Source organism: Salirhabdus sp. Marseille-P4669, from assembly GCF_900240405.1.
Lineage (GTDB): Bacteria > Bacillota > Bacilli > Bacillales > Alkalibacillaceae > OEQK01.
The window spans coordinates 156,874-176,454 of sequence record NZ_OEQK01000004.1 but is presented as its reverse complement, the minus strand read 5'-3'; the positions used below and the strand labels follow the sequence as shown (position 1 = coordinate 176,454).

General features: G+C 36.4%; 18 protein-coding genes and 1 other annotated feature. Of the genes, 5 read left to right on the top strand and 13 right to left on the bottom strand.

Features of this window, described 5'->3' with window-relative positions; translation table 11 throughout:
• The first annotated feature begins 53 nt into the window (after window positions 1-53).
• Window positions 54-728 carry a TerC family protein gene (locus C1A05_RS09840; protein WP_102028051.1) on the top strand — a complete coding sequence of 225 codons (675 nt, stop codon included), beginning with the start codon at window positions 54-56 and terminating at the stop codon, window positions 726-728.
• 40 nt (window positions 729-768) lie between these two features.
• Here the strand turns inward: C1A05_RS09840 and spxA are convergent, their stop codons facing one another.
• Both spxA and C1A05_RS09830 read right to left on the bottom strand, forming a co-directional pair.
• Window positions 769-1,164 (bottom strand): transcriptional regulator SpxA, encoded by a 396-nt coding sequence (gene spxA / locus C1A05_RS09835; RefSeq protein ID WP_102028050.1) that lies wholly within the window; start codon window positions 1,162-1,164, stop codon window positions 769-771.
• A 355-nt stretch (window positions 1,165-1,519) separates the two neighbouring features.
• Entirely contained in the window at window positions 1,520-2,098 is a 579-nt protein-coding gene (locus tag C1A05_RS09830; RefSeq protein ID WP_102028049.1) for a GNAT family N-acetyltransferase, read from the bottom strand.
• Between the two features lie 227 nt (window positions 2,099-2,325).
• Here C1A05_RS09830 and C1A05_RS09825 point away from each other — a divergent pair, with 227 nt between their 5' ends.
• Complete coding sequence (locus C1A05_RS09825; protein WP_102028048.1) at window positions 2,326-2,514, top strand: DUF624 domain-containing protein; 189 nt, start codon at window positions 2,326-2,328, stop codon at window positions 2,512-2,514.
• A gap of 316 nt (window positions 2,515-2,830) precedes the next feature.
• Here the strand turns inward: C1A05_RS09825 and C1A05_RS09820 are convergent, their stop codons facing one another.
• From C1A05_RS09820 to C1A05_RS09795, 6 genes are all read right to left on the bottom strand, one after another.
• Window positions 2,831-4,060: a putative glycoside hydrolase gene (locus tag C1A05_RS09820; RefSeq protein ID WP_102028047.1), complete on the bottom strand. Its 1,230-nt coding sequence runs from the start codon at window positions 4,058-4,060 to the stop codon at window positions 2,831-2,833.
• A 303-nt stretch (window positions 4,061-4,363) separates the two neighbouring features.
• Window positions 4,364-5,302: an ABC transporter ATP-binding protein gene (locus tag C1A05_RS09815; protein WP_102028046.1), complete on the bottom strand. Its 939-nt coding sequence runs from the start codon at window positions 5,300-5,302 to the stop codon at window positions 4,364-4,366.
• A complete protein-coding gene (locus C1A05_RS09810; protein WP_102028045.1) occupies window positions 5,302-6,348 on the bottom strand; it encodes an ABC transporter ATP-binding protein in 1,047 nt (348 codons plus the stop codon). Before C1A05_RS09810 ends, C1A05_RS09815 begins: the two co-directional genes overlap by 1 nt.
• Before the next feature lie 17 nt (window positions 6,349-6,365).
• A complete protein-coding gene (opp3C, locus tag C1A05_RS09805; protein WP_102028044.1) occupies window positions 6,366-7,511 on the bottom strand; it encodes an oligopeptide ABC transporter permease in 1,146 nt (381 codons plus the stop codon).
• 2 nt (window positions 7,512-7,513) lie between these two features.
• Window positions 7,514-8,449 carry an oligopeptide ABC transporter permease gene (opp3b, locus tag C1A05_RS09800; RefSeq protein WP_102028043.1) on the bottom strand — a complete coding sequence of 312 codons (936 nt, stop codon included), beginning with the start codon at window positions 8,447-8,449 and terminating at the stop codon, window positions 7,514-7,516.
• A 175-nt stretch (window positions 8,450-8,624) separates the two neighbouring features.
• Window positions 8,625-10,337 carry a peptide ABC transporter substrate-binding protein gene (locus C1A05_RS09795; protein ID WP_102028042.1) on the bottom strand — a complete coding sequence of 571 codons (1,713 nt, stop codon included), beginning with the start codon at window positions 10,335-10,337 and terminating at the stop codon, window positions 8,625-8,627.
• Between the two features lie 392 nt (window positions 10,338-10,729).
• Between C1A05_RS09795 and C1A05_RS09790 the strand changes: the two genes are divergently transcribed.
• Complete coding sequence (locus tag C1A05_RS09790; protein WP_102028041.1) at window positions 10,730-11,098, top strand: DUF3899 domain-containing protein; 369 nt, start codon at window positions 10,730-10,732, stop codon at window positions 11,096-11,098.
• A gap of 553 nt (window positions 11,099-11,651) precedes the next feature.
• Here C1A05_RS09790 and C1A05_RS09785 read toward each other — a convergent pair.
• Window positions 11,652-12,848 (bottom strand): amidohydrolase, encoded by a 1,197-nt coding sequence (locus tag C1A05_RS09785; RefSeq protein WP_102028040.1) that lies wholly within the window; start codon window positions 12,846-12,848, stop codon window positions 11,652-11,654.
• A gap of 68 nt (window positions 12,849-12,916) precedes the next feature.
• Window positions 12,917-14,293: an MFS transporter gene (locus C1A05_RS09780; RefSeq protein WP_102028039.1), complete on the bottom strand. Its 1,377-nt coding sequence runs from the start codon at window positions 14,291-14,293 to the stop codon at window positions 12,917-12,919.
• Between the two features lie 327 nt (window positions 14,294-14,620).
• Window positions 14,621-14,795 (top strand) — a binding site (T-box leader).
• Between the two features lie 60 nt (window positions 14,796-14,855).
• Here C1A05_RS09780 and trpS point away from each other — a divergent pair.
• Window positions 14,856-15,842, top strand: a complete 987-nt coding sequence (gene trpS / locus C1A05_RS09775) for a tryptophan--tRNA ligase (RefSeq protein ID WP_102028038.1) — start codon at window positions 14,856-14,858, stop codon at window positions 15,840-15,842.
• Window positions 15,843-15,888: 46 nt separating this feature from the next.
• On the opposite strand, the gene C1A05_RS09770 is transcribed toward trpS, so the two are convergent.
• Window positions 15,889-16,656 carry a YjbA family protein gene (locus C1A05_RS09770; RefSeq protein WP_102028037.1) on the bottom strand — a complete coding sequence of 256 codons (768 nt, stop codon included), beginning with the start codon at window positions 16,654-16,656 and terminating at the stop codon, window positions 15,889-15,891.
• 136 nt (window positions 16,657-16,792) lie between these two features.
• Window positions 16,793-17,005: a hypothetical protein gene (locus C1A05_RS09765; RefSeq protein ID WP_102028036.1), complete on the bottom strand. Its 213-nt coding sequence runs from the start codon at window positions 17,003-17,005 to the stop codon at window positions 16,793-16,795.
• 160 nt (window positions 17,006-17,165) lie between these two features.
• On the opposite strand from C1A05_RS09765, the gene C1A05_RS09760 reads away from it, so the two are divergent.
• The gene (locus C1A05_RS09760) at window positions 17,166-18,128 is read left to right on the top strand and encodes an LCP family protein (protein WP_102028035.1); all 963 of its coding nucleotides are present in this window, start codon (window positions 17,166-17,168) and stop codon (window positions 18,126-18,128) included.
• Window positions 18,129-18,278: 150 nt separating this feature from the next.
• On the opposite strand, the gene fabF is transcribed toward C1A05_RS09760, so the two are convergent.
• A complete protein-coding gene (gene fabF, locus C1A05_RS09755) occupies window positions 18,279-19,520 on the bottom strand; it encodes a beta-ketoacyl-ACP synthase II (RefSeq protein WP_102028034.1) in 1,242 nt (413 codons plus the stop codon).
• Window positions 19,521-19,581 lie beyond the last annotated feature (61 nt).

The window sequence follows — 19,581 nt, the reverse complement described above, 5'->3', positions numbered from 1 at the left end:
CTATTTTAACGTATTTTCTTAGATTTGTCACCTAGTTAAGGGAGGATTTTTCTATGGATTTTTTTGATATTGAGACGATCAAATCCATATTGTTAATTGTTGGAATTGATATTGCTCTCGGTGGTGATAATGCCATCGTCATTGCACTTGCTAGCAGAAATTTACCTATTCACCAACGAAACAAAGCTATTTTATTCGGGACAGGCTTAGCAATCGTTATCCGAGTTATTTTAACGGCTTTTGCAGTTTATTTATTACAAATACCTTTCTTAAAACTTATTGGTGGTCTATTGTTAATTTATATTGCGTTAAACTTAATCATTAGTAATGAAGATGATATGAAGGTTGAGGCAAAAGACAACTTAATTGCTGCAATTCAGACAATTGTTTTTGCGGACATTATTATGGGATTCGATAATGTTCTTGGAATCGCCAGCGCTTCGAATGGTCACATCGAACTCGTTATTATCGGATTATTAGTCTCGGTTCCCATCATTATTTGGGGAAGTAAAGTCATTCTTCACTTTATGGAAAAATATCCGTTACTTGTCTATATTGGTGCAGGAATTTTAGCTTATACTGCAGGTGAGACTATTCTAAGTGAAGATCAACTAGCACCGTTCTTTCAGCAATACCAAGCATTTCACTATGTGATTCCAATTGTAAGCATTCTATTTGTATTGTTCTTAGGACATTTACTTGACAAAAAACAAGTAAGAAGCAGCTAATTGTAAAAGAAACTCCGCAAGATAATTTGCGGAGTTTCTATTAATTTACTAAACGTTGTGCTTCACGTAGCTGAAAGTTTCGAACAGTTCTAGGAAGAAAGCGTCTAATTTCATCTTCGTTATAGCCAACTTGTAGTCGCTTTTCATCTAGAATGATTGGTCGGCGTAACAAACCTGGATTTTTTTGAATAAGAACTATTAGATCCTTTAAAGGTAATTGATCTAAGTTCACATCCAATTCTTGGAATGACTTAGAACGAGTTGAAATAATCTCATCTGTTCCATCTTCTGTCATTCTAAGAATTTCTTTGATTTCTGTTACTGTCAACGACTCAGAGAATATGTTTCTTTCTTTAAACTCAATATTATTCTCTTCTAACCAAGCTCTTGCTTTTCTACATGACGTACAACTTGGTGATGTAAATAAGGTTACCATATATCTCTCACTCCTTAAAAAGGAATCTTAAAAATAAGTCTTATTAAATTATAATAAGTTTAATCTGGAACTGTACAAATTAAGTATACTACAAACTTATTGAGAACGATAGGGGTTTATGGATGAAATTTATAAATTATGTGAAGTTTTTCTCATTTATTTACTTATACCCTAATTTTTAGAGAGTTAAACTGAAAATTAGCGAAAAGTGAATAGCGAATGAACAACAAAAATTGAATTACAGAGATTTTGGCATGTAAAAACTGCATAAAGTCATACTTAACATGATTTCATGCAGTCTATTCATTTTCATATATATTTTTCAAATCAGCTACTTGCTGGAAGATTACTCATGTTAATCCTCTAATTCACTTAAAATATCCTCTTGCTCGTCTTTCTTTAAAGTAAGAACTTCATCAACAGATTGATAGGACTTACCATATATTTCTTTATCTTTATACGTATGAATATCTTCATACATTTTTTTCATTTTCTCAAAAATTTGTTCCTCGGATTCATCATTCGGCGACCAATACAGAATTTCCATTTCGTTCATTTCATTTGTAGCTAGTGATCTTCGTTTATACCCGATTGATGCTGCATGCTTGAATCCTTCTCGTTTATAAAAATGAAGACGTTTTTCTGTATCGCTATCCTCATAATCAATGGGCTCTACTTCTAAAATAATCGGCTTCCCTTTTTCTTTTAGCTTCTTCATTATCTTACCACCAATGCCCTGTCCTCTTGACTCTTTCGAAACATATACATAATCGATAAAAATAAACGTGTCGAACTCGGCATACATTAAAACATGATATTTACCTTCGTCTTTATGATAAACATCACCTTTTTCTTTTAAGAGCCTTTCCATATGCTCCTTTGATTTCATTTCTTCTACAGGAAAGTACTCATTCAATTTCTCATACCAATCCATCCAACTACTCCTTCAGTTCTTTATTATTGTCCAACTAGACATGTTGAAAATGCTTTCACATATATTTATTATAACGAACTCTTTCACTTTTGTTAAATTAGTCATTTTTAATGTCTTTTTAACTGAATTTGGCAATTATTAGTAATAATACTTTTTTCTTTGATGTTCCTGTTATAAAATATAATTAATAAGAGGAAACAATTTTATACATTGAAGGAGGTATGGAAATGGGATCTTTTTTTCTTGAACTATCACTCCTTGGTGCAATCATCATCGGACTAACGGCCTTCTCAGCTGCCATCGTGCAATTTTTCGGTCAGAATATATTTGGTCGGAAACGGAAAAGTGTATTTACTGATTATTCGAATACTATTCAATCCAATTGGAAACAGGTCGGTGGGAGAAAGCAAGAATAGAATAGGTTGATACGAATTGACTGTGTAAGATGAGTTGCATATGATGCCTGCTGAAGCAGGAGGTTCAATTACCTATGGCAGTTATGGCTTGTACTATCATATACCATCTTGTTGGAAAAAGAAGTCTTCACCCCATGAAGAAATAACACTGATTTACAGTTCACTACAAGAAAAAACACAAGCCGAAAAACAGAAAATACGCTTCCGTTTTCGGCTTGTAAGAAATTTATGCTCTAACTAGATATTCCTCAAAAAACTATAAATACTACAATTACTCCCCAACATAAAATTTGGAAAGCAGTAGCACCTCAATAATTTAATCTAAAGGTGTAAAATCAACACCTTCTGTATACTTGTTCGAAGCATTCCAAATTAAGAACTCATTGATTCCGCCTTCATTTAATGCTCGAATTTGTGCTTCAACTTCTGCAACGCCATATTGAGTTACCGCACTGCCCCCATATAACCACGGTGCTTCAAAATCTTGAATCCATGGTCTCGATACTGGTGGATTTTCTAATTGTCCTAATCGTTCATTTTCAACCTTCACATATTCCTTTACTAAACGGTACGGTTCTTTGTCAGGAAAAGGGATCCCAAAATAGCTCGTCCAATGACTCGGATAAATCATGGATGAAATGACATCTACATTTTCTGATATTTTAGAGAAGTTTTGTCCAATGCCTGGTGCTTCAGGTATGGTAGCAGAATATCCAAAAATATCAACGGATACATCTACATCATATTTATGCAGTTCTTCTCTAGCAAATGCGACAAAGTCTGTAACGGCTTTTACACGTTTTTGTACAGGATCCATGTCTAAATCTGAATATTCACCTTGACTATATTCTAATTCTTTGTCTCTTGTTTCGAATCCCTCAGCAAAACGAACGTAATCAAACTGTATATCTTGGAAGCCCATTTCGGCAGCTAATTTAGCTATATCCACATTATATTCCCATACTTCTTTTAAGAAAGGATTTACAAATGCTTCTCCACGATTATTTTTCCAAACTTGACCGTTTTCTTTGAATGACAAATCTGGTCGTTTTTCAGCAAGCTTCGTGTCCTTAAAGACAACGATACGAGCAATTGGATAAATACCTTCTTTTTCTAGTCTTTCTAAAAGGGCCCTTGGATCGTCAATATAATTTTGAGAAATATCATAATATGGGGAATCCTCATCTACTTTTAATGTCAAACTTCCATGGTCTTCTTTAATGTCAATAACCATGGCGTTTAAATCTGTACTATTCACAAATTCAATAAGGTTTTCGAATCTTTGTGTGCTTGCAGTCGGTCCCGTAATATAAATACCCCGTACTGCATCTGGATATTCAAAATGTAAACCAGAATCAAAAACAAATCGTTTCATTGTTTCTGGAATTTCCTTTTTCGTTAATCCCGAGTTAATGGAATTATGCAATTTTGCGACTTTCGTTTCTTCTTCAGCAGCAGATACAACATTTAAAGATGTTATCGTTAATAAAGAGGTAAGGAAAACAGCAATCCAACTTCTAAGATGCCAGCGTTTTTGCAATCTCATCAAACTCCCAATTTTTTATTTTATATGTCTATTATAGTAGAAGTTTGAACTTTTTTGGGGACTTTTTTAATTTTCACTAAGGAATTTTTTTTATACAAGTTTAAGTAATGCGTAAATGACTTTCGAAATTTTACTAAAGCCGTATATGTATTTGTATAACTTAAAAAAACGCTTATATTGCAAAAAATTGGTTCTAAATTGTTTACTCCCATTACTTTTAAGATTTATGAAAACAAAGAAAATCCTTGTACTTTTTAAAGGCACAAGGATTACATAATCGTTTTATCTTCGTTTTTCATTTTATCAATTGTTTTCTAATTCTCTTTTATATTGTTGGAATTCTCTCTCTGTACATCTAACCCAATGTCCAGGCTTAATTTCACGTAGTGTCATTTCACCATCTTGATCATGAACGGATGGGTCGTACTCAATACGGGTACGGTTACGTTCGTAATCTGGATCTGGTAATGGGATTGCAGAAAGTAATGACTTTGTATATGGATGAACTGGATTTTTGTAAAGTTCATCACTCGTGGTCAACTCAACAATATGTCCCATATACATAACCCCAATACGGTCACTAATATACTTAACCATAGATAGGTCATGGGCAATAAATAAATATGTTAATTCACGTTCTTTTTGTAGCTTTTTAAGTAAGTTGACTACTTGCGCTTGAATGGAAACGTCTAGTGCTGAAATAGGCTCATCCGCGATGATAAATTCTGGATCCACTGCTAAAGCACGCGCAATACCAATTCTTTGACGTTGTCCACCACTAAATTCATGTGGAAAACGAGTCGCATGCTCTCTGTTCAATCCAACTGTTTCTAGTAGCTCTTCTACACGCTCTTTACGTTCCTTTTCATTTTTCGCAAGGCCATGTACATCAATACCCTCTGCAATAATATCTAAAACTGTTTTACGAGGATTTAAGGATGAATATGGATCCTGGAAAATCATTTGCATTTTACGATTAAACTTTTTCAACTCTTGCTTAGATTTAGCCCCATGTACATCTTCACCATCAAAAATAACTTCACCATCAGTTGCATTGTAAAGTCGAATAATAGTGCGTCCAGTTGTAGATTTACCACAACCAGATTCCCCTACTAATCCGAATGTTTCACCTTTGTAAATATCAAATGTAATACCATCAACCGCTTTTACAACACCTTTTCTTCCAACTTTAAAGTGCTGTTTAAGGTTTTTCACTTCAAGAAGTTTTTCATTTGTTGCCATTACATTTCACCTTCCTTAACCGAGGCTGCAAAACCCTTCATTCTACGTTTTACTGCTTCAGGAGGTTCAATTTTTGGTGCATCTTCATGTAACAACCATGTAGCAGCATAATGCGTATCAGAAACTTTGAACATAGGTGGATCTAACTGTGTGTCAATTTCTAAAGCATATTTATTTCTTGCAGCGAAAGCATCTCCCTTAGGAGGGTTTGTCATATCAGGTGGTGTTCCTGGAATAGCAAACAACTCATCCTCGTCGCTATCAAGAGTTGGCATTGAGCCAAGTAATCCCCATGTATATGGGTGCTTTGGATTGTAGAATATTTCATCTACTGTACCAATTTCTACAATTTTCCCTGCATACATTACCGCAACACGGTCAGCTACGTTCGCAACAACCCCTAGGTCATGAGTAATGAAGATGATAGCACTATCCATTTTCTTTTGGATGTCCTTCATTAGCTCTAAAATTTGCGCTTGGATGGTAACATCAAGTGCTGTTGTAGGTTCATCGGCGATTAAAAGTTTTGGATTACATGCTAGTGCAATCGCAACAACTACGCGCTGACGCATACCACCAGAGAATTGGTGTGGGTATTGTTTAATGCGAAGCTCTGCATTTGGAATACCTACTAAATCTAACAATTCAATTGCACGCTCTCTCGCTTTGGCCTTACTCATTTTCTGGTGTTTAATAAGTGGCTCCATAATTTGAGTTCCCACTTTTAATGTTGGGTTTAAAGATGTCATTGGATCCTGGAAAATCATCGAAATATCTCTTCCACGGATTTTTTGCATCTGTTTTTCGCTTTTTTTCGTAAGGTCTTCCCCTTCAAAAAGGATTTCTCCTCTTTTGATTACACTATGTTCAGCTAACAATCGCATTATTGTTTTAGAAGTAACGGACTTCCCTGATCCGGACTCACCAACAATTGCTAAAGTTTCACCTTTACGCAAATCGAAGTTAACACCACGTACAGCTTGAACTTCACCGCCGTAGGTGTTAAATGATACTGCTAGGTCTTTGACTTCTAGTAATTTTTCCATTTTCAACACCTACCTTTTTATTTATGCATTTTAGGGTCGAAGGCATCGCGTAAACCATCACCTAAAATGTTAAATGCAATCATAATAATAGATATTAAAATTGCTGGATATAATAGTAAATAAGGATAGATACGTAAGGAATCAAATCCTAAGTCAATTAAGGAACCTAATGATGCTTCTGGTGGAAGTATACCTAAACCGATAAAGCTTAAGAATGCTTCGAAGAAAATAGCTCCTGGTACGGTAAACATTGTGTTAATAATGATAATACCAGTCATATTAGGTAATAAGTGACCTGCGATAATTTTCCTGTTTGGAGTTCCAAGTGTTTGAGCTGCCAAGACGAACTCTTGGTTTTTCAATTTCATCACTTCACCCCGCACAATACGTGCCATACCTGTCCAACCTGTAATGGTTAATGCGAGTATGATAGACGTTATACCCGGATCGAGTACGATCAACATTAAGAATATTACGACTAAGTTAGGTATACCTACTAGTATCTCAATAATACGTTGCATAAAACTATCCACTCTACCACCAAAGTATCCGGAAATACCTCCATATGTTACCCCAATGATAAGGTCGATTAGTGCTGCAACTATCCCGATAATTAATGAAATTCTTGTACCTCGCCAAATACGTGTCCATTGGTCACGACCAAGACCATCTGTACCTAACCAAAAATACGTGTCATCCATACCTTTTGCATCATAAGCATGGAAAGTAGCCTTTACCTCAGCAGAACCTTTTGTACCATTGCCTTGCTCTACTACTTCAATATCCGTAAAGTCTGGTTTGTTTCCAAAACGCATGATTGCCTTTTCTGTAGCATCTTCCACGTCTGTACCTTCAATTTTTTCTGTAAGCGTACCGTCAAAGCCAAGCCAACTAATATTTTCTAAACCAGGTACACGAGGTGGCATTTTAGCTCTTGATAAGTCTTGATCATCATAGCCATACTCATTCATTCCAGGACCAATGATACTAAACACGACAATTGCTAATAGAACAAAAAGTGATAACATAGCAGGGATATTTTTCAGTAATGTTCTTCTAGCATCCTGACCAAAAGATCTACTAGGACGAGAGATTTTTTCGCTTGTATCTTCTTTTCGTTCTATTGGTTTAAATAACTCTTTAGGAATATTATTTTTATCCATGTTTATTTCTCTCCTCCTGTAATTCTAATTCGTGGATCGATTACGCCGTATAGGAGGTCAATAACCAATATAATCGCAATAAATAATACAGAGAAGAACAATGTGGTACCCATTATAGTAGGATAATCATTAACAGTAATAGATTTAACAAATTGCTCCCCTATTCCTGGTATTGCGAAAATTTGCTCAATAACTAATGAACCAGTCATTAGTCCAACAGCTAATGGTCCAATAACTGTTACTAATGGAATTAAGGCGTTACGTAAGCCATGCTTGAAAACTACACCAGCTTGGCCAATACCTTTAGCTCTTGCAGTAGTAATATAGTCAGATCCTAATACTTCTAACATTTCCGTACGAACAAAACGAGCACATGTCGCCATTGGGAAAATCATTAATGCAATTGTAGGCAATACGGTATACGATAGATCACCCGACTCCCACAATGCTACTGGGAACATTTCTAGGTTTACAGCAAATACCCATTGTAATAATCCCGCAAATACGAAGGATGGTATTGAGGTACCGAGAACTGCGATAATAGTAGATGTAAAATCGAGAACTCCATTATGGAATATGGCAGCAATTAAACCGAGTAAAACACCTAATATTACACCGACTACCAATGCTTGAGCTCCTAATTGAGCAGACGGACCAATTCGATCTAATATAATTTTTGTAACTGGAGTAGAGTCAAATTGGAACGAAATTCCCATATCACCTTTCACAAGTCCTGCAATATAGTTTACATATTGAACAGGGATTGGATCATTTAATCCATATTTTTCTAACACGATTTCTTGTTGTTCTTCTGTTAATTTATTTTCGGCATTAAGGGGACTACCAGGTAACATCTTCATTAAGAAGAACGATATCGTTGCGATAACAAATAGCGTTACTATCATGTATAAAATACGCTTCAAGATATAACGTGTCATATCCTACACCTCCTAAATATTTTGTCGAATCATGAAAGTAAATTACAGAATGTTCAATATTGTGCGAAATTTGTTGAACAATGGGAAAAGAGAGCATACGCCACCTTTTTGGTTGATATACGCTCTCTTCCCATTATAAAGTAAGCCTATTCTATTTCCTAGAATAATTTTTTAATTATTCACCAACACTTGCCCACTTGTATTCATAAGTAGCACCGAATGGGTTCACGAATACTCCTTGAACTTTAGGAGAAATTAGCTGAGCCATAGCGCTTTGATATACAGGAGCGATTGCTGCGTCTTCAAATAGAATTTTTTCTGCTTCTAAGAATGCTTCATAGCGAGCAACAGGATCTGTAGCTAAATCTGTAGCTGCAGATTCAACAAGTGCATCATACTCTGCGTTAGAGTAACCCATCATGTTGTTTCCACCATCTGTTACCCATAAGCTTAACCATGTGTTTGGATCTAGATAGTCAGGACCCCAACCAGCAAATTGTAGGTCATAATCCATGTTTGTATCAAGATCTAAGCGTTGTTCGAATGGAACTTGCTTTAATGTTACAGTTAAACCTTCTAGATTAGATTCTAATTGGTTTTTAAGGTATTCGTTCATAAGCTTAGAAGTTTCAGTGTCTCCACCAAGGAATTCAATTTCAAGAGTATCCACACCTAATTCTTCTTTCGCTTTTTCCCAATGTTCTTGTGCTTTCGCAACATCATAAACTGCTAAATCTCCGTTGATTTCACGGAATGTTTCGCCAGTTTCTGGATGTGTAGAGAATTCAGCTGGTACAAGACCGTTAGCAACGATAGAACCGTTGTTAAGGATAGTATCAACTAGTGCTTGCTTATCAAATGCCATAGATAATGCTTTACGTAGATTTACGTTAGCAAGAGCTTCGTTACGAGTTTGGTTCATCTTGAAGTAGAACACAGATGTTTCAGGTGTTACTACATAATCGTCGTGAGTTGAGTATTGGTCTACTAAATCAGAAGAAAGTCCAGTACGATCAACTTCACCTTGGTTATATAAGTCAACTCCAACTTGTGGGTCTTTTACTACAACATAAGTCATTTTCTCAAGTTGTACTGTATCAGCATCCCAGTAGTTAGGGTTTTTGTTTAATTCCCATTCAGCAGCTGTACTTTCCCAGTTATCTAAAGTAAATGGTCCATTGAATAGAAGGTTTTCTGTGCTTGTAGCATAAGCATCGCCTTTTTCTTCAACAAACGCTTGATTTAGAGGTAAGAAAGTACCGAAAGTAGTTAAAGATTCAAAATATGGAGTTGGGTTTTCAAGTTCTACAACTAAAGTGTAGTCGCCTTCAGCTTTAACTCCTAAATCTTCAACTGGAAGTTCACCAGTGTTTACTGCAGTTGCGTTTTTAATAACGCCACCCATCATGTATGGACCATACTCAGATCCAGTAGCTGGGTCAACAGCACGTTGCCAAGCGTAAACAAAATCATGTGCAGTTACAGGGTCTCCGTTAGACCATTTTGCATCTTCACGTAATGTAAATGTCCAAGTTAATTGGTCATCACTTACTTTGTGCTCAATTGCAATACCTTCAGCAAGTTGCTGATTTTCATCTAAACGATATAGACCTTCCATAGTAGCTCCCAAGAATTGGAATGCATATTCGTCAGTAGCCATAGAAGAGTCCATTGTAGGAATAGTGTCACCGTTAATAAAGTTTAACACTTGCTCCCCTGATGCTTCAGGTTCTTCAGCAGGCTCCTCAGCCGGCTCTTCAGCTGGTTCTTCTGTGTTTTCTTCTGGCTCTTCAGCAGGCTCTTCATCATCCCCACCGGAACAAGCAGCCAAGAACAAGCTTAGTACTAAACCAAGTACTAGAAGTAATGACCATTTTGATTTTGTCATGGTTTAATGACCTCCCCTTAATATGAATTTTCTAAATTTTTTGTAGATAAAAATGTCTACGTAAAGAATTATACAAGTTTTCTAACTATTTTGCATTACTTTTTTTAAAATAATTTACAGAATCCTTGAAATTATTACGCTAAGATAACAGAAAATAGGTCTTTATACCTAGTATAATTATCAGGATTTTCCGCTTTATCTTTCAGAAAATTTTGATAAATGAATAATAATTTATGGGAGATGGAAATTTAAGCTTAATTCTTATTAATATGCATCCCTTATACATTTTTCTGTAAATTTAAACGTTTTCAATATTAAGGGAATGTAAAGGACGACCATAATAAATAGAACATGATATAATAGATAACAACTTTTTGGAAAGGTGACCGATCATGCACAAACTAAAGAACAAGTGGATATTCTTAACTCTGAATCTCCTATTAACCCTGCTACTATTTTTCTTTTTTGCTCCTCAATACAGTTTAAAGGGTATCATTAACACATTGTTTTATATAGATTTTCTATATTTAATGCTGTTTCTTATCATGTATGTAATGAAAGGACGTTTTTTTGATGGTGTTACTTTTGGATTTCGGCGTTTTCGTGCAGTCATGTCAAAAAATCCAGATTATTTAGATGACTGGCAGGAGAGGGCAATGCCATCGGAAATTATTAACGAGACGTTTTACGCATTTATTAAGTTTCAAGCTGTTTCGTTGCTTTTTATCATGGTATTCCTTCTAGGTATATATTATTTATAAATATGTACGTGTCACTCGCCTTTTTACTGAACGTTAAAGTAAATGTGTCTAAGATTAACGAGTCTGGGCTAGATTGAAATCACGTACCTTTTATGTAGGGAAGTCAAGCATATTTATATTCAGATTGATTGTTCATACATAGAATGTGTATAGGGATGATGAATTGTACAGTTCGCTATAAATGTACAGTTCACTATTTTTTATTAACTTTTCGGTCACTAAGCGGTGTTGCTTGGTGACCTTTTTGTGTTTTGTGTCGGTTTTCTGACTAATACAGTATTGCTATGTGACCGGTTTCTTTCATTAGGCAACCGTCTCGGATTCATAAACTATCCCTATGTATCTGGTTTTTGTTTTATTCTCTGGTGTTCGGGTACTTAGGCAGACTCTATGTGACCGATTTTGGCTTTTCCTCCTTGTTTCAGGGTCATAGACATCCTAGCCACGACCTATCTACCCAGTTTTTTCCTCATTCTCTCTGTTTCGGGTTCATTGACAAACCCTTATATCCTTCTCAAATCCAGTATAGAAAGATGCCCCACGCCACCTATATTTAATATGCATCCTCTTTACGCAAATAAGAGCAAACAACATATCCTACTGATTTTGCTGCTACAATTAAAGCATCCTCGTCGATATCAAATTTTGGGTGATGGTTGAAGTATGGTTCTTTGACGCCCTTTGGTGTACACCCAATATAAAAGTAAGACCCAGGCACCTTCTCTAAGTAATAGGCAAAATCATCAGAAGGGGCCATTTTCGGGAATTCTTTTACTTTTTTTATATTTTTGTCCTTAACCTTAGACAAGGTATTTGCTACAAACGACGTCAATTCAGGATTGTTGTATAGTGGAGGATAGTCCGGTTCAAAAGTAAGCGCACAGCTAACGCCGAATAATTCTTCAATCCCTTTTACTATTCTGTGAATTTCCTTGTCGATAACTTCCTTCGTTTCCTTATTTGAATAGCGTATATCCCCTTCGATTTCGATACTATCTTTGATTACATTAAAACTTCCCTTCCCGTCAAATGAACCAATGGTCACTACACCTGCGTTAAATGGATCAATTCTGCGACTCACAATGGTCTGTGCAGCGGTAACAAAATAGGCTCCAGCAACAATCGCATCATTGGCTTTATGTGGAGAAGATCCATGTCCCCCGCTCGCTTGAACACGAAGCTTAAAATAGGCACGTCCATTAAAAGAGTATCCACTATGATAGCCAACAGTTCCAGCAGGAGCCATAGGTAAAACATGTATTCCAAAAATCGCATTTACATCGTCTAGAAATCCTGCTTCTACTATGGACTTTGCGCCACCAGGCGGTACTTCTTCTGCATGTTGATGAATAATTTTGATCGTACCATGAATCTTATCCTTTAATTGAATAAGACAGTCCGCTAAAACGAGTAGGTATGCTGTATGTGCATCGTGACCACAAGCATGCATCACACCTTCCTTTTTAGACTTAAAAGGGACATCCAGTTCTTCGTTAATCGGTAATGCATCAAAGTCCGCTCGAAGTGCAACAGTTTTACCAGGTTTTCCACCTTTTATCGTAACTACAATTCCATAACCGTTACCTGCATTTGTAACAACTTCCACGTCCTTGTCTTTATAAAAGTCAGCAATATAGGTTGCTGTTTGTTCCTCTTCAAATGATAGTTCCGGATTTTCATGTAGATACCGGCGTATATCAATCATTTCACTTTCTCTTTCTTCTAACATCTTCATTAATTGATCTATCATTACATACATCTCCTTTCCATTCAAAACGGGACTATCTATAACTCTGTTGCGATTTTTATTTGCCCTTTTCACTTTTTAGAAGCATTTGGGACAAGTAGGATAATGGATAATAATGAGACAGTAGCGAATATAACATTAGCAATAATTCCGACTGTTGCTGCAGTATGAACAGAAGCTACCGTTACTACTGTACCATATACAGTTGCAGAAATTGCAATTCCAAAGGCGTTACCTAATGAGCTGGCCATCTTATAAATTCCGGAGGCTTCCCCTACCTTTTCATCTGGTGCTGCAGATACTGCTGTGTCGGTAGATGGCGTTGCATACATTCCAAGACCTAAACCAAATAAAATAAATCCAACAAATACAGTGATGGTGTATATAATACCCGATAAGAATGTCAATCCCATTAAAGCCACACTGATTAACGTAATGGCAGATCCCCAAATCATTGGTTTCTTTGCACCTGTCTTTTGCATCAGTTTTTCACCTACACGTATCATCGCTAATACAGCAACTAAATACCCTATAGATAGTAACCCTGATTGAAATGCCGTAAAACCACGTCCCACTTGCACATACGTATTTGCCACGATTAATGTACCAGCGACAGCATTCAGCAGGAAATTTGAAACAGTTGCACCGGTGTATGGTTTATTTTTAAATAACTGAAAGTCAATGAGCGCATTCGTTCTGCTTGCCTCATATTTCACAAAAACAACAACTCCTATAATAGATACTACTGCTAAAATAATGGTTGTTAAACTTGTCCAACCTAAATCAGCACCTTGTGTAATGAAAATATTGATGGCAAGCATAGTAATAATGAAAATTCCCAATCCACCAAAATCGAACTTAAATTTGCCCGTTATATCTGCTTTGCTTTCCGGTACTTCCTTTATCAATATCATCGCGAGTAAGGCGAAAAGGATAGAGAATATAAATATCCATTTCCAACCCATATATGTTGCAATTGCACCACCTGCAAACGAAGTGATTCCAGAACCTCCCCAAGAACCAATGGACCAATAACTTAAGGCGCGTTGTCTCTCTGCCCCTTCAAAATACGCTTTCATTAAAGCAATTGTTGCCGGCATTATACATGCTGCAGATAAACCTTGTAGTATTCGCCCAATTATTAAAAAAATCGAACCTTGTGCGAGTACGAGAAGTAAGGAACCAAGAACGCTTAAGCTTAAGCCTACATATGTAACCTTCTTTCTTCCTACCCGATCGGCCAAGCCACCAGCAACAACAATAAACATACCAGAAAATAATGAAGTTAAACTAATCGCGATGTTTAATGCCCCTAATTCAACACCTAAATCCTCCTGTACATCTGGAACAATATTTACCATCGCTTGGGCAAATAACCAAAAAGTAATGACCCCGAACACAATTCCAATAATCAACCTATTTGTCCCTTTATAGCTGCCAGCTTCCATACTTCTCCTCCAATAATATGAATAACATATTTATAGATTTAAGCTCGCTTACTCGTAGCCGTTTTTTCCATATTGTTCTAGCAGTTTACATAAAAAAAATCGTTCGTTCACTTTTATGCTGATTGTTAAGCCCTTGAATATATCCTTACCCAAAGAAAAAGAACCAATGCATTATACATCGGCTCAACATCTCTCGATCAACCTATTTATTAGGTCTAAATATAAATAGAATTCTAACAACCTGACTGATACTCTTCATATTAAGGTTTTTTAATCCTACACCTTGCATTTTCTAACAAGACTTTATATAATGATAAAAATTCAATATTCCTAGCAATGATAAAGGCGTAGTACAATTGCCCTCTGATTTCTAGAGAGCTTGTGGTTGGTGAAAACAAGCATCAAGGTAAATTGGAATTGGACTTTGGAGCTTATTAAATGTTTAAGTGATTCTGCATAGGCAGAATAATAAGGGTGGTACCGCGGTTCATTCGTCCCTATTTTTTAGGGATGAATGAACCTTTTTTTATTTACCAATTTAAAAATATAGAGGTGGAAAAAAATGAAAACAATATTTTCTGGAATTCAACCATCTGGGGCTTTAACAATAGGAAACTATTTAGGAGCAATTACACAATTTGTCGAGTTACAGAACGATTATCATTGTTATTTCTGTATTGTTGACGAACATGCAATTACCGTGCCTCAGGATCGGTTAAAGCTTAGGGAAAATATCCGCTCTCTTGCTGCTGTATATTTGGCTGCAGGAATTGACCCTAAAAAATCTACTTTATTTATCCAATCGGAAGTATCTGCACACGCTGAGCTAGGTTGGATGTTACAATGTGTGGCACATATCGGTGAATTAGAACGGATGACACAATTTAAAGATAAATCACATGGAAAAGATGGGGTTACAGCTGGGCTTTTAACGTATCCTCCACTTATGGCAGCAGATATTTTACTATACGGTACCGATGTGGTTCCGGTTGGGGATGACCAAAAGCAACATATTGAATTAACTCGTGATTTAGCGCAACGCTTTAATCGAAAATATAATGATATCTTTACTATTCCCGAACATCGTATTCCTGAAGTGGGTGCTAGAATTATGTCTTTACAGAATCCTACTAAAAAGATGAGTAAGTCGGATGATAATGAAAAAGCATCCATCTTCCTATTAGATGAACCGAAGAAAATTGAGAAAAAGATAAAGAGTGCTGTAACAGATTCAGAAGGTACCATTCAATATGATGCAGAAAATCGACCTGGTATTTCGAATTTAATTAACATTTACTCAAGCTTCAGTGGCAAAAAGGTAGATGAAATCGTCCAACAATATGAAGGGAAAGGCTATGGCGAGTTTAAGCAGGACTTAGCAGATATAGTCGTTCAAGCTTTGAAGCCTATACAGGAACGATATTATGAATTAATTGAATCGGATACTTTAGATGAAGTATTGGATGAAGGACAAGAAAAAGCACATCAGCAAGCACAAAAAATGTTACGAAAAGCGAAAAAAGCAATGGGCTTAGGGCGAGTAAGATAACATAAGAAGGCATTAAAAAAGAAGCTGAATTCCTCAGCTTCTTTTTTTAATAGTATGCCTGATTGGATTGGTTCGTACTTATCTCGCCATTCTCTAGCTCCCATAGCTTTTCAAAGAAAGGCTGACCACGAACCATTTTGCTACAAAGTTCTTCATGTACTTGAGACCATCCACATTTTAATCCGTCATAAAGTTCTTGCCAAACTTGATTAAATTCCATTTGTTGAATATCTGCATATTTGGATGGATCCCACTCTGTTAACCAGTACCGCAACTCTGAAATATCGGAAGTCTGTTTCATTTGATCCAACATCATCATCAGTAATTGTTTTAATTGACGTTCTTTCCGTGTAAGCCCAATCATTTCATGAGGTGGTAGTGATAGCGTATGATATTCCTTTGTTTGGTTCGGAGAAAATGAAAATGAAACAGCTTCTAGCTTCTCAATCATGTCAAATACCAGGCGTTCTTGTCTTGGGATAAGTCGGCTTTTCCGAATTGGTAACGTATACCCCATGGTATCTACTGCAATAATGGATGTGCCATTCGTTGCAACAAAAGCATATTCAATCGGAAGACGTTCTTGGTTTTTACGTAAGTATGCTCTTTTGTAAACACTATCAAGCAAAGGCTTTGGCAAATCCTGCAGGTCATTTTCAATGTAATCGTATAATGTTTCTGTTACATAAATTAATGGTACTTGGTCTAGAAGTTCAATTCCATCTTCTTTTCGCCACTCATGAAAATGGCATACATTATAGCCGTTTTCTTCTCCTTCAAACCAATTGACCCAAACATCATGTAAGTACATCATCCAAGACCCTCACTTTACTTTTATCGTGTTATCTGTATGTCGTATAGCAAGACGTGAGGCAAAATCCCCAAGTCTTACCTTCTGCTTTTCTTATTGTTCATTATTGTCTTGTTAGGGAAATTTTATTCGATATAACCTAATCTTTACTTTTTGATGGATATACATATGCGGTAACCAAAATAATCACAACACCGATAGGCAATAAATACGATTCTGGTCTATGTAAAATGAAAATAAAAAATTCTGCTAAAGTCACACCAATTGGAATAATATTTAAGTAGACAAGTAAGGTGACTCCTCCTGCTGTAGTAAATCCAAATCCAATTAAAAACCAAAAGATATACCACATTGTGATTCCTCCATAAGGCTTGTCCAATTTAATAAATATATATGATAGGAATAATCTAGTTATACATTGGCAATAATATGAATTTCTCTTTACTAATAAATGGATAAAATGTACATTAGTATATAACGGAAAATATTTATGTCGACTATGAGGTGGTACGATGGAAGAAGAAAGTCGTGTAAGTAGGAAACAGAGGAAAAAGAAGTCGAAAAAGAAATGGATTTTATATAGTATTCTCTTGTTTGCACTTGTAATTGTTTCTTATTCTATTTATGAATATAATGCTGGTAAAAAAGCTGCAATGGAAAAATTAGATTTAACAGAGGAACAAAAAAGGCTACAAGATAAGTATGAGAATGAATTTAAAGGTGTTGAAGATGACTTAGGTAAAACGAATATTCTATTATTAGGTTCTGATTCTAGAGGTGGAGCCGATGCTAGAACAGACACGATTATGATTGGACAGTATGATCCAGATAAAAATACGGCAAAGCTCGTTTCCATCATGCGCGACAGCTATGTTAATATTCCAGGATTTGGGTACAACAAAATCAATGCTGCCTTCAACTTTGGTGGACCGGAACTATTACGCCAAACGATAAAAAAGAATTTCGGTATTGATGTAGAGTACTATGCCATCGTTGACTTCCAAGGATTTACTCATGTCGTGGATACGATAGCCCCAGATGGAATTGAAATCGAAGTAGAAAAGCATATGTCTGAAAAAATTGATGTAGTACTAGAACCTGGATTGCAACGATTATCGGGCGAAGAGCTTTTAGGATATGCTAGATTCAGAGCAGACAGGGACGGAGATTTTGGAAGGATTCAACGTCAACAAAAAGTAATGAAAGTGTTAAAAGACGAAATTGTTTCGTTTACCGGAGTTATAAAGCTTCCTAGAGTTGTTGGTACAATCCAGCCTTATATCACAACGAATATGAAAACCTCTACAATCATATCACTAGGTTCTGATTTTCTATTAAGTCCCCCAGATGATATTGAAACACTAAGCATTCCTGTTCGGGAGGAAACTTGGGATTCGACTATTTCAGGTGTTGGTGCGGTTTTGGAGTTTGATGAAGCACAACAGCGGCAACATATACAAGAGTTTTTAAATTAAATTGGTAAAAAGGACATGACTTTCAGTTGTGTCCTTTTTCTTTTGAATACGGAAGGTTTTCTTCTATGCCCTTTTCATTGTAGACTTTTGAATCTTGAAAGATATTCTCATCAAAAAAGTCCCTATACACAGTCGTATAGGGACTTCACATTAATCTTCTAATTTTTTAAAGATAAGGGATACATTATGCCCACCAAATCCAAGGGAATTGGACATTACTGCTGTTACTTCTTTTTTGATTGCTTCATTTGGAACATAGTTTAAATCACATTCCGGATCTTTCGTTTCATAATTAATCGTTGGAGGTAAAACACCTTCGTTTATCGCCTTAATCGAAATAATCGATTCTACCGCTCCTGCTGCCCCTAATAAATGACCAGTCATGGATTTCGTAGAACTGACATGTAAATCATAGGCATACTCACCAAAAACACTCTTAATTGCTGCCGTTTCAAATTTATCATTTAGCTCTGTGCTTGTACCGTGTGCATTTATATAACCGATGTCTGTTGGAATAAGGCTTGCGTCTTTAATCGCTTCTGCCATTGCACGCCCTGCTCCCTCTCCTTCTGGTGCTGGAGCAGTAATGTGATATGCATCACCAGTTGATCCATATCCAACAATTTCAGCATAGATTTTTGCTCCACGTTTTTTAGCAGACTCTAGCGTTTCCAATACTAATATCCCTGCACCCTCACCCATTACAAAACCATTTCGATCCTTATCAAAAGGTCTACTCGCTTTAGCAGGGTCTTCGGTAGTACTTAATGCCTTCGCTGTTGAGAATCCAGAGAAAGACATATTTGTAATTGGGGCTTCTGTTCCACCCGTTATCATATAGTCCGCATCACCACGTTGAATTACTTTAAAGGCATCACCGATTGAATTAGCACCTGATGCACATGCTGTCACTGTACAAGAATTGATGCCTTTTGCACCTAGAATAATGGAAACTTGTCCGGCTGCCATATCTGGAATCATCATAGGGACAAAAAACGGGCTTACTCGTCGATAGCCTTTATCCATAAATTTTCGAAATTGCTCTTCATACGTGGTCATTCCACCAATCCCAGAGCCAATCCAAACCCCAGTTCTTGTTGCAATATCATCATTTATTTCCAAGCCTGCATCTTTTACTGCCATTACGGATGCCGCAACTGCATATTGTGTGAATGGATCCATTCGCTTCGCTTCTTTTTTATCCATATAAAGAACCGGATCAAATTCTTTTAATTCCGCAGCAACCTTGGCAGGAAAATCATCTGGATTTACTCTCGTTACAATATCAATTCCTGATTTGCCTTCTATTATCTGATTCCACATTGTTTCTACGTCATTACCAACAGGAGTGACAGCTCCCATCCCAGTAATTACTACACGACGCTTTTCCATCCTTTACACCCTTTCTCTTCCCGACTTTTATTTCTCCTTACTTGTTGTGCACTTGTCTTGA

Excerpts from the sequence above, each read along its gene's own strand:
- trpS (WP_102028038.1), top strand. The coding sequence starts at position 14,856 with ATGAAAACAATATTTTCTGGAATTCAACCATCTGGGGCTTTAACAATA.
- C1A05_RS09770 (WP_102028037.1), bottom strand. The coding sequence starts at position 16,656 with ATGATGTACTTACATGATGTTTGGGTCAATTGGTTTGAAGGAGAAGAA.
- C1A05_RS09815 (WP_102028046.1), bottom strand. The coding sequence starts at position 5,302 with ATGGCAACAAATGAAAAACTTCTTGAAGTGAAAAACCTTAAACAGCAC.
- opp3b (WP_102028043.1), bottom strand. The coding sequence starts at position 8,449 with ATGACACGTTATATCTTGAAGCGTATTTTATACATGATAGTAACGCTA.
- C1A05_RS09780 (WP_102028039.1), bottom strand. The coding sequence starts at position 14,293 with ATGGAAGCTGGCAGCTATAAAGGGACAAATAGGTTGATTATTGGAATT.
- C1A05_RS09760 (WP_102028035.1), top strand. The coding sequence starts at position 17,166 with ATGGAAGAAGAAAGTCGTGTAAGTAGGAAACAGAGGAAAAAGAAGTCG.
- C1A05_RS09820 (WP_102028047.1), bottom strand. The coding sequence starts at position 4,060 with ATGAGATTGCAAAAACGCTGGCATCTTAGAAGTTGGATTGCTGTTTTC.
- fabF (WP_102028034.1), bottom strand. The coding sequence starts at position 19,520 with ATGGAAAAGCGTCGTGTAGTAATTACTGGGATGGGAGCTGTCACTCCT.
- C1A05_RS09790 (WP_102028041.1), top strand. The coding sequence starts at position 10,730 with ATGCACAAACTAAAGAACAAGTGGATATTCTTAACTCTGAATCTCCTA.
- opp3C (WP_102028044.1), bottom strand. The coding sequence starts at position 7,511 with ATGGATAAAAATAATATTCCTAAAGAGTTATTTAAACCAATAGAACGA.
- C1A05_RS09810 (WP_102028045.1), bottom strand. The coding sequence starts at position 6,348 with ATGGAAAAATTACTAGAAGTCAAAGACCTAGCAGTATCATTTAACACC.
- C1A05_RS09795 (WP_102028042.1), bottom strand. The coding sequence starts at position 10,337 with ATGACAAAATCAAAATGGTCATTACTTCTAGTACTTGGTTTAGTACTA.
- C1A05_RS09785 (WP_102028040.1), bottom strand. The coding sequence starts at position 12,848 with ATGATAGATCAATTAATGAAGATGTTAGAAGAAAGAGAAAGTGAAATG.
- C1A05_RS09825 (WP_102028048.1), top strand. The coding sequence starts at position 2,326 with ATGGGATCTTTTTTTCTTGAACTATCACTCCTTGGTGCAATCATCATC.
- C1A05_RS09840 (WP_102028051.1), top strand. The coding sequence starts at position 54 with ATGGATTTTTTTGATATTGAGACGATCAAATCCATATTGTTAATTGTT.
- C1A05_RS09830 (WP_102028049.1), bottom strand. The coding sequence starts at position 2,098 with ATGGATTGGTATGAGAAATTGAATGAGTACTTTCCTGTAGAAGAAATG.
- C1A05_RS09765 (WP_102028036.1), bottom strand. The coding sequence starts at position 17,005 with ATGTGGTATATCTTTTGGTTTTTAATTGGATTTGGATTTACTACAGCA.
- spxA (WP_102028050.1), bottom strand. The coding sequence starts at position 1,164 with ATGGTAACCTTATTTACATCACCAAGTTGTACGTCATGTAGAAAAGCA.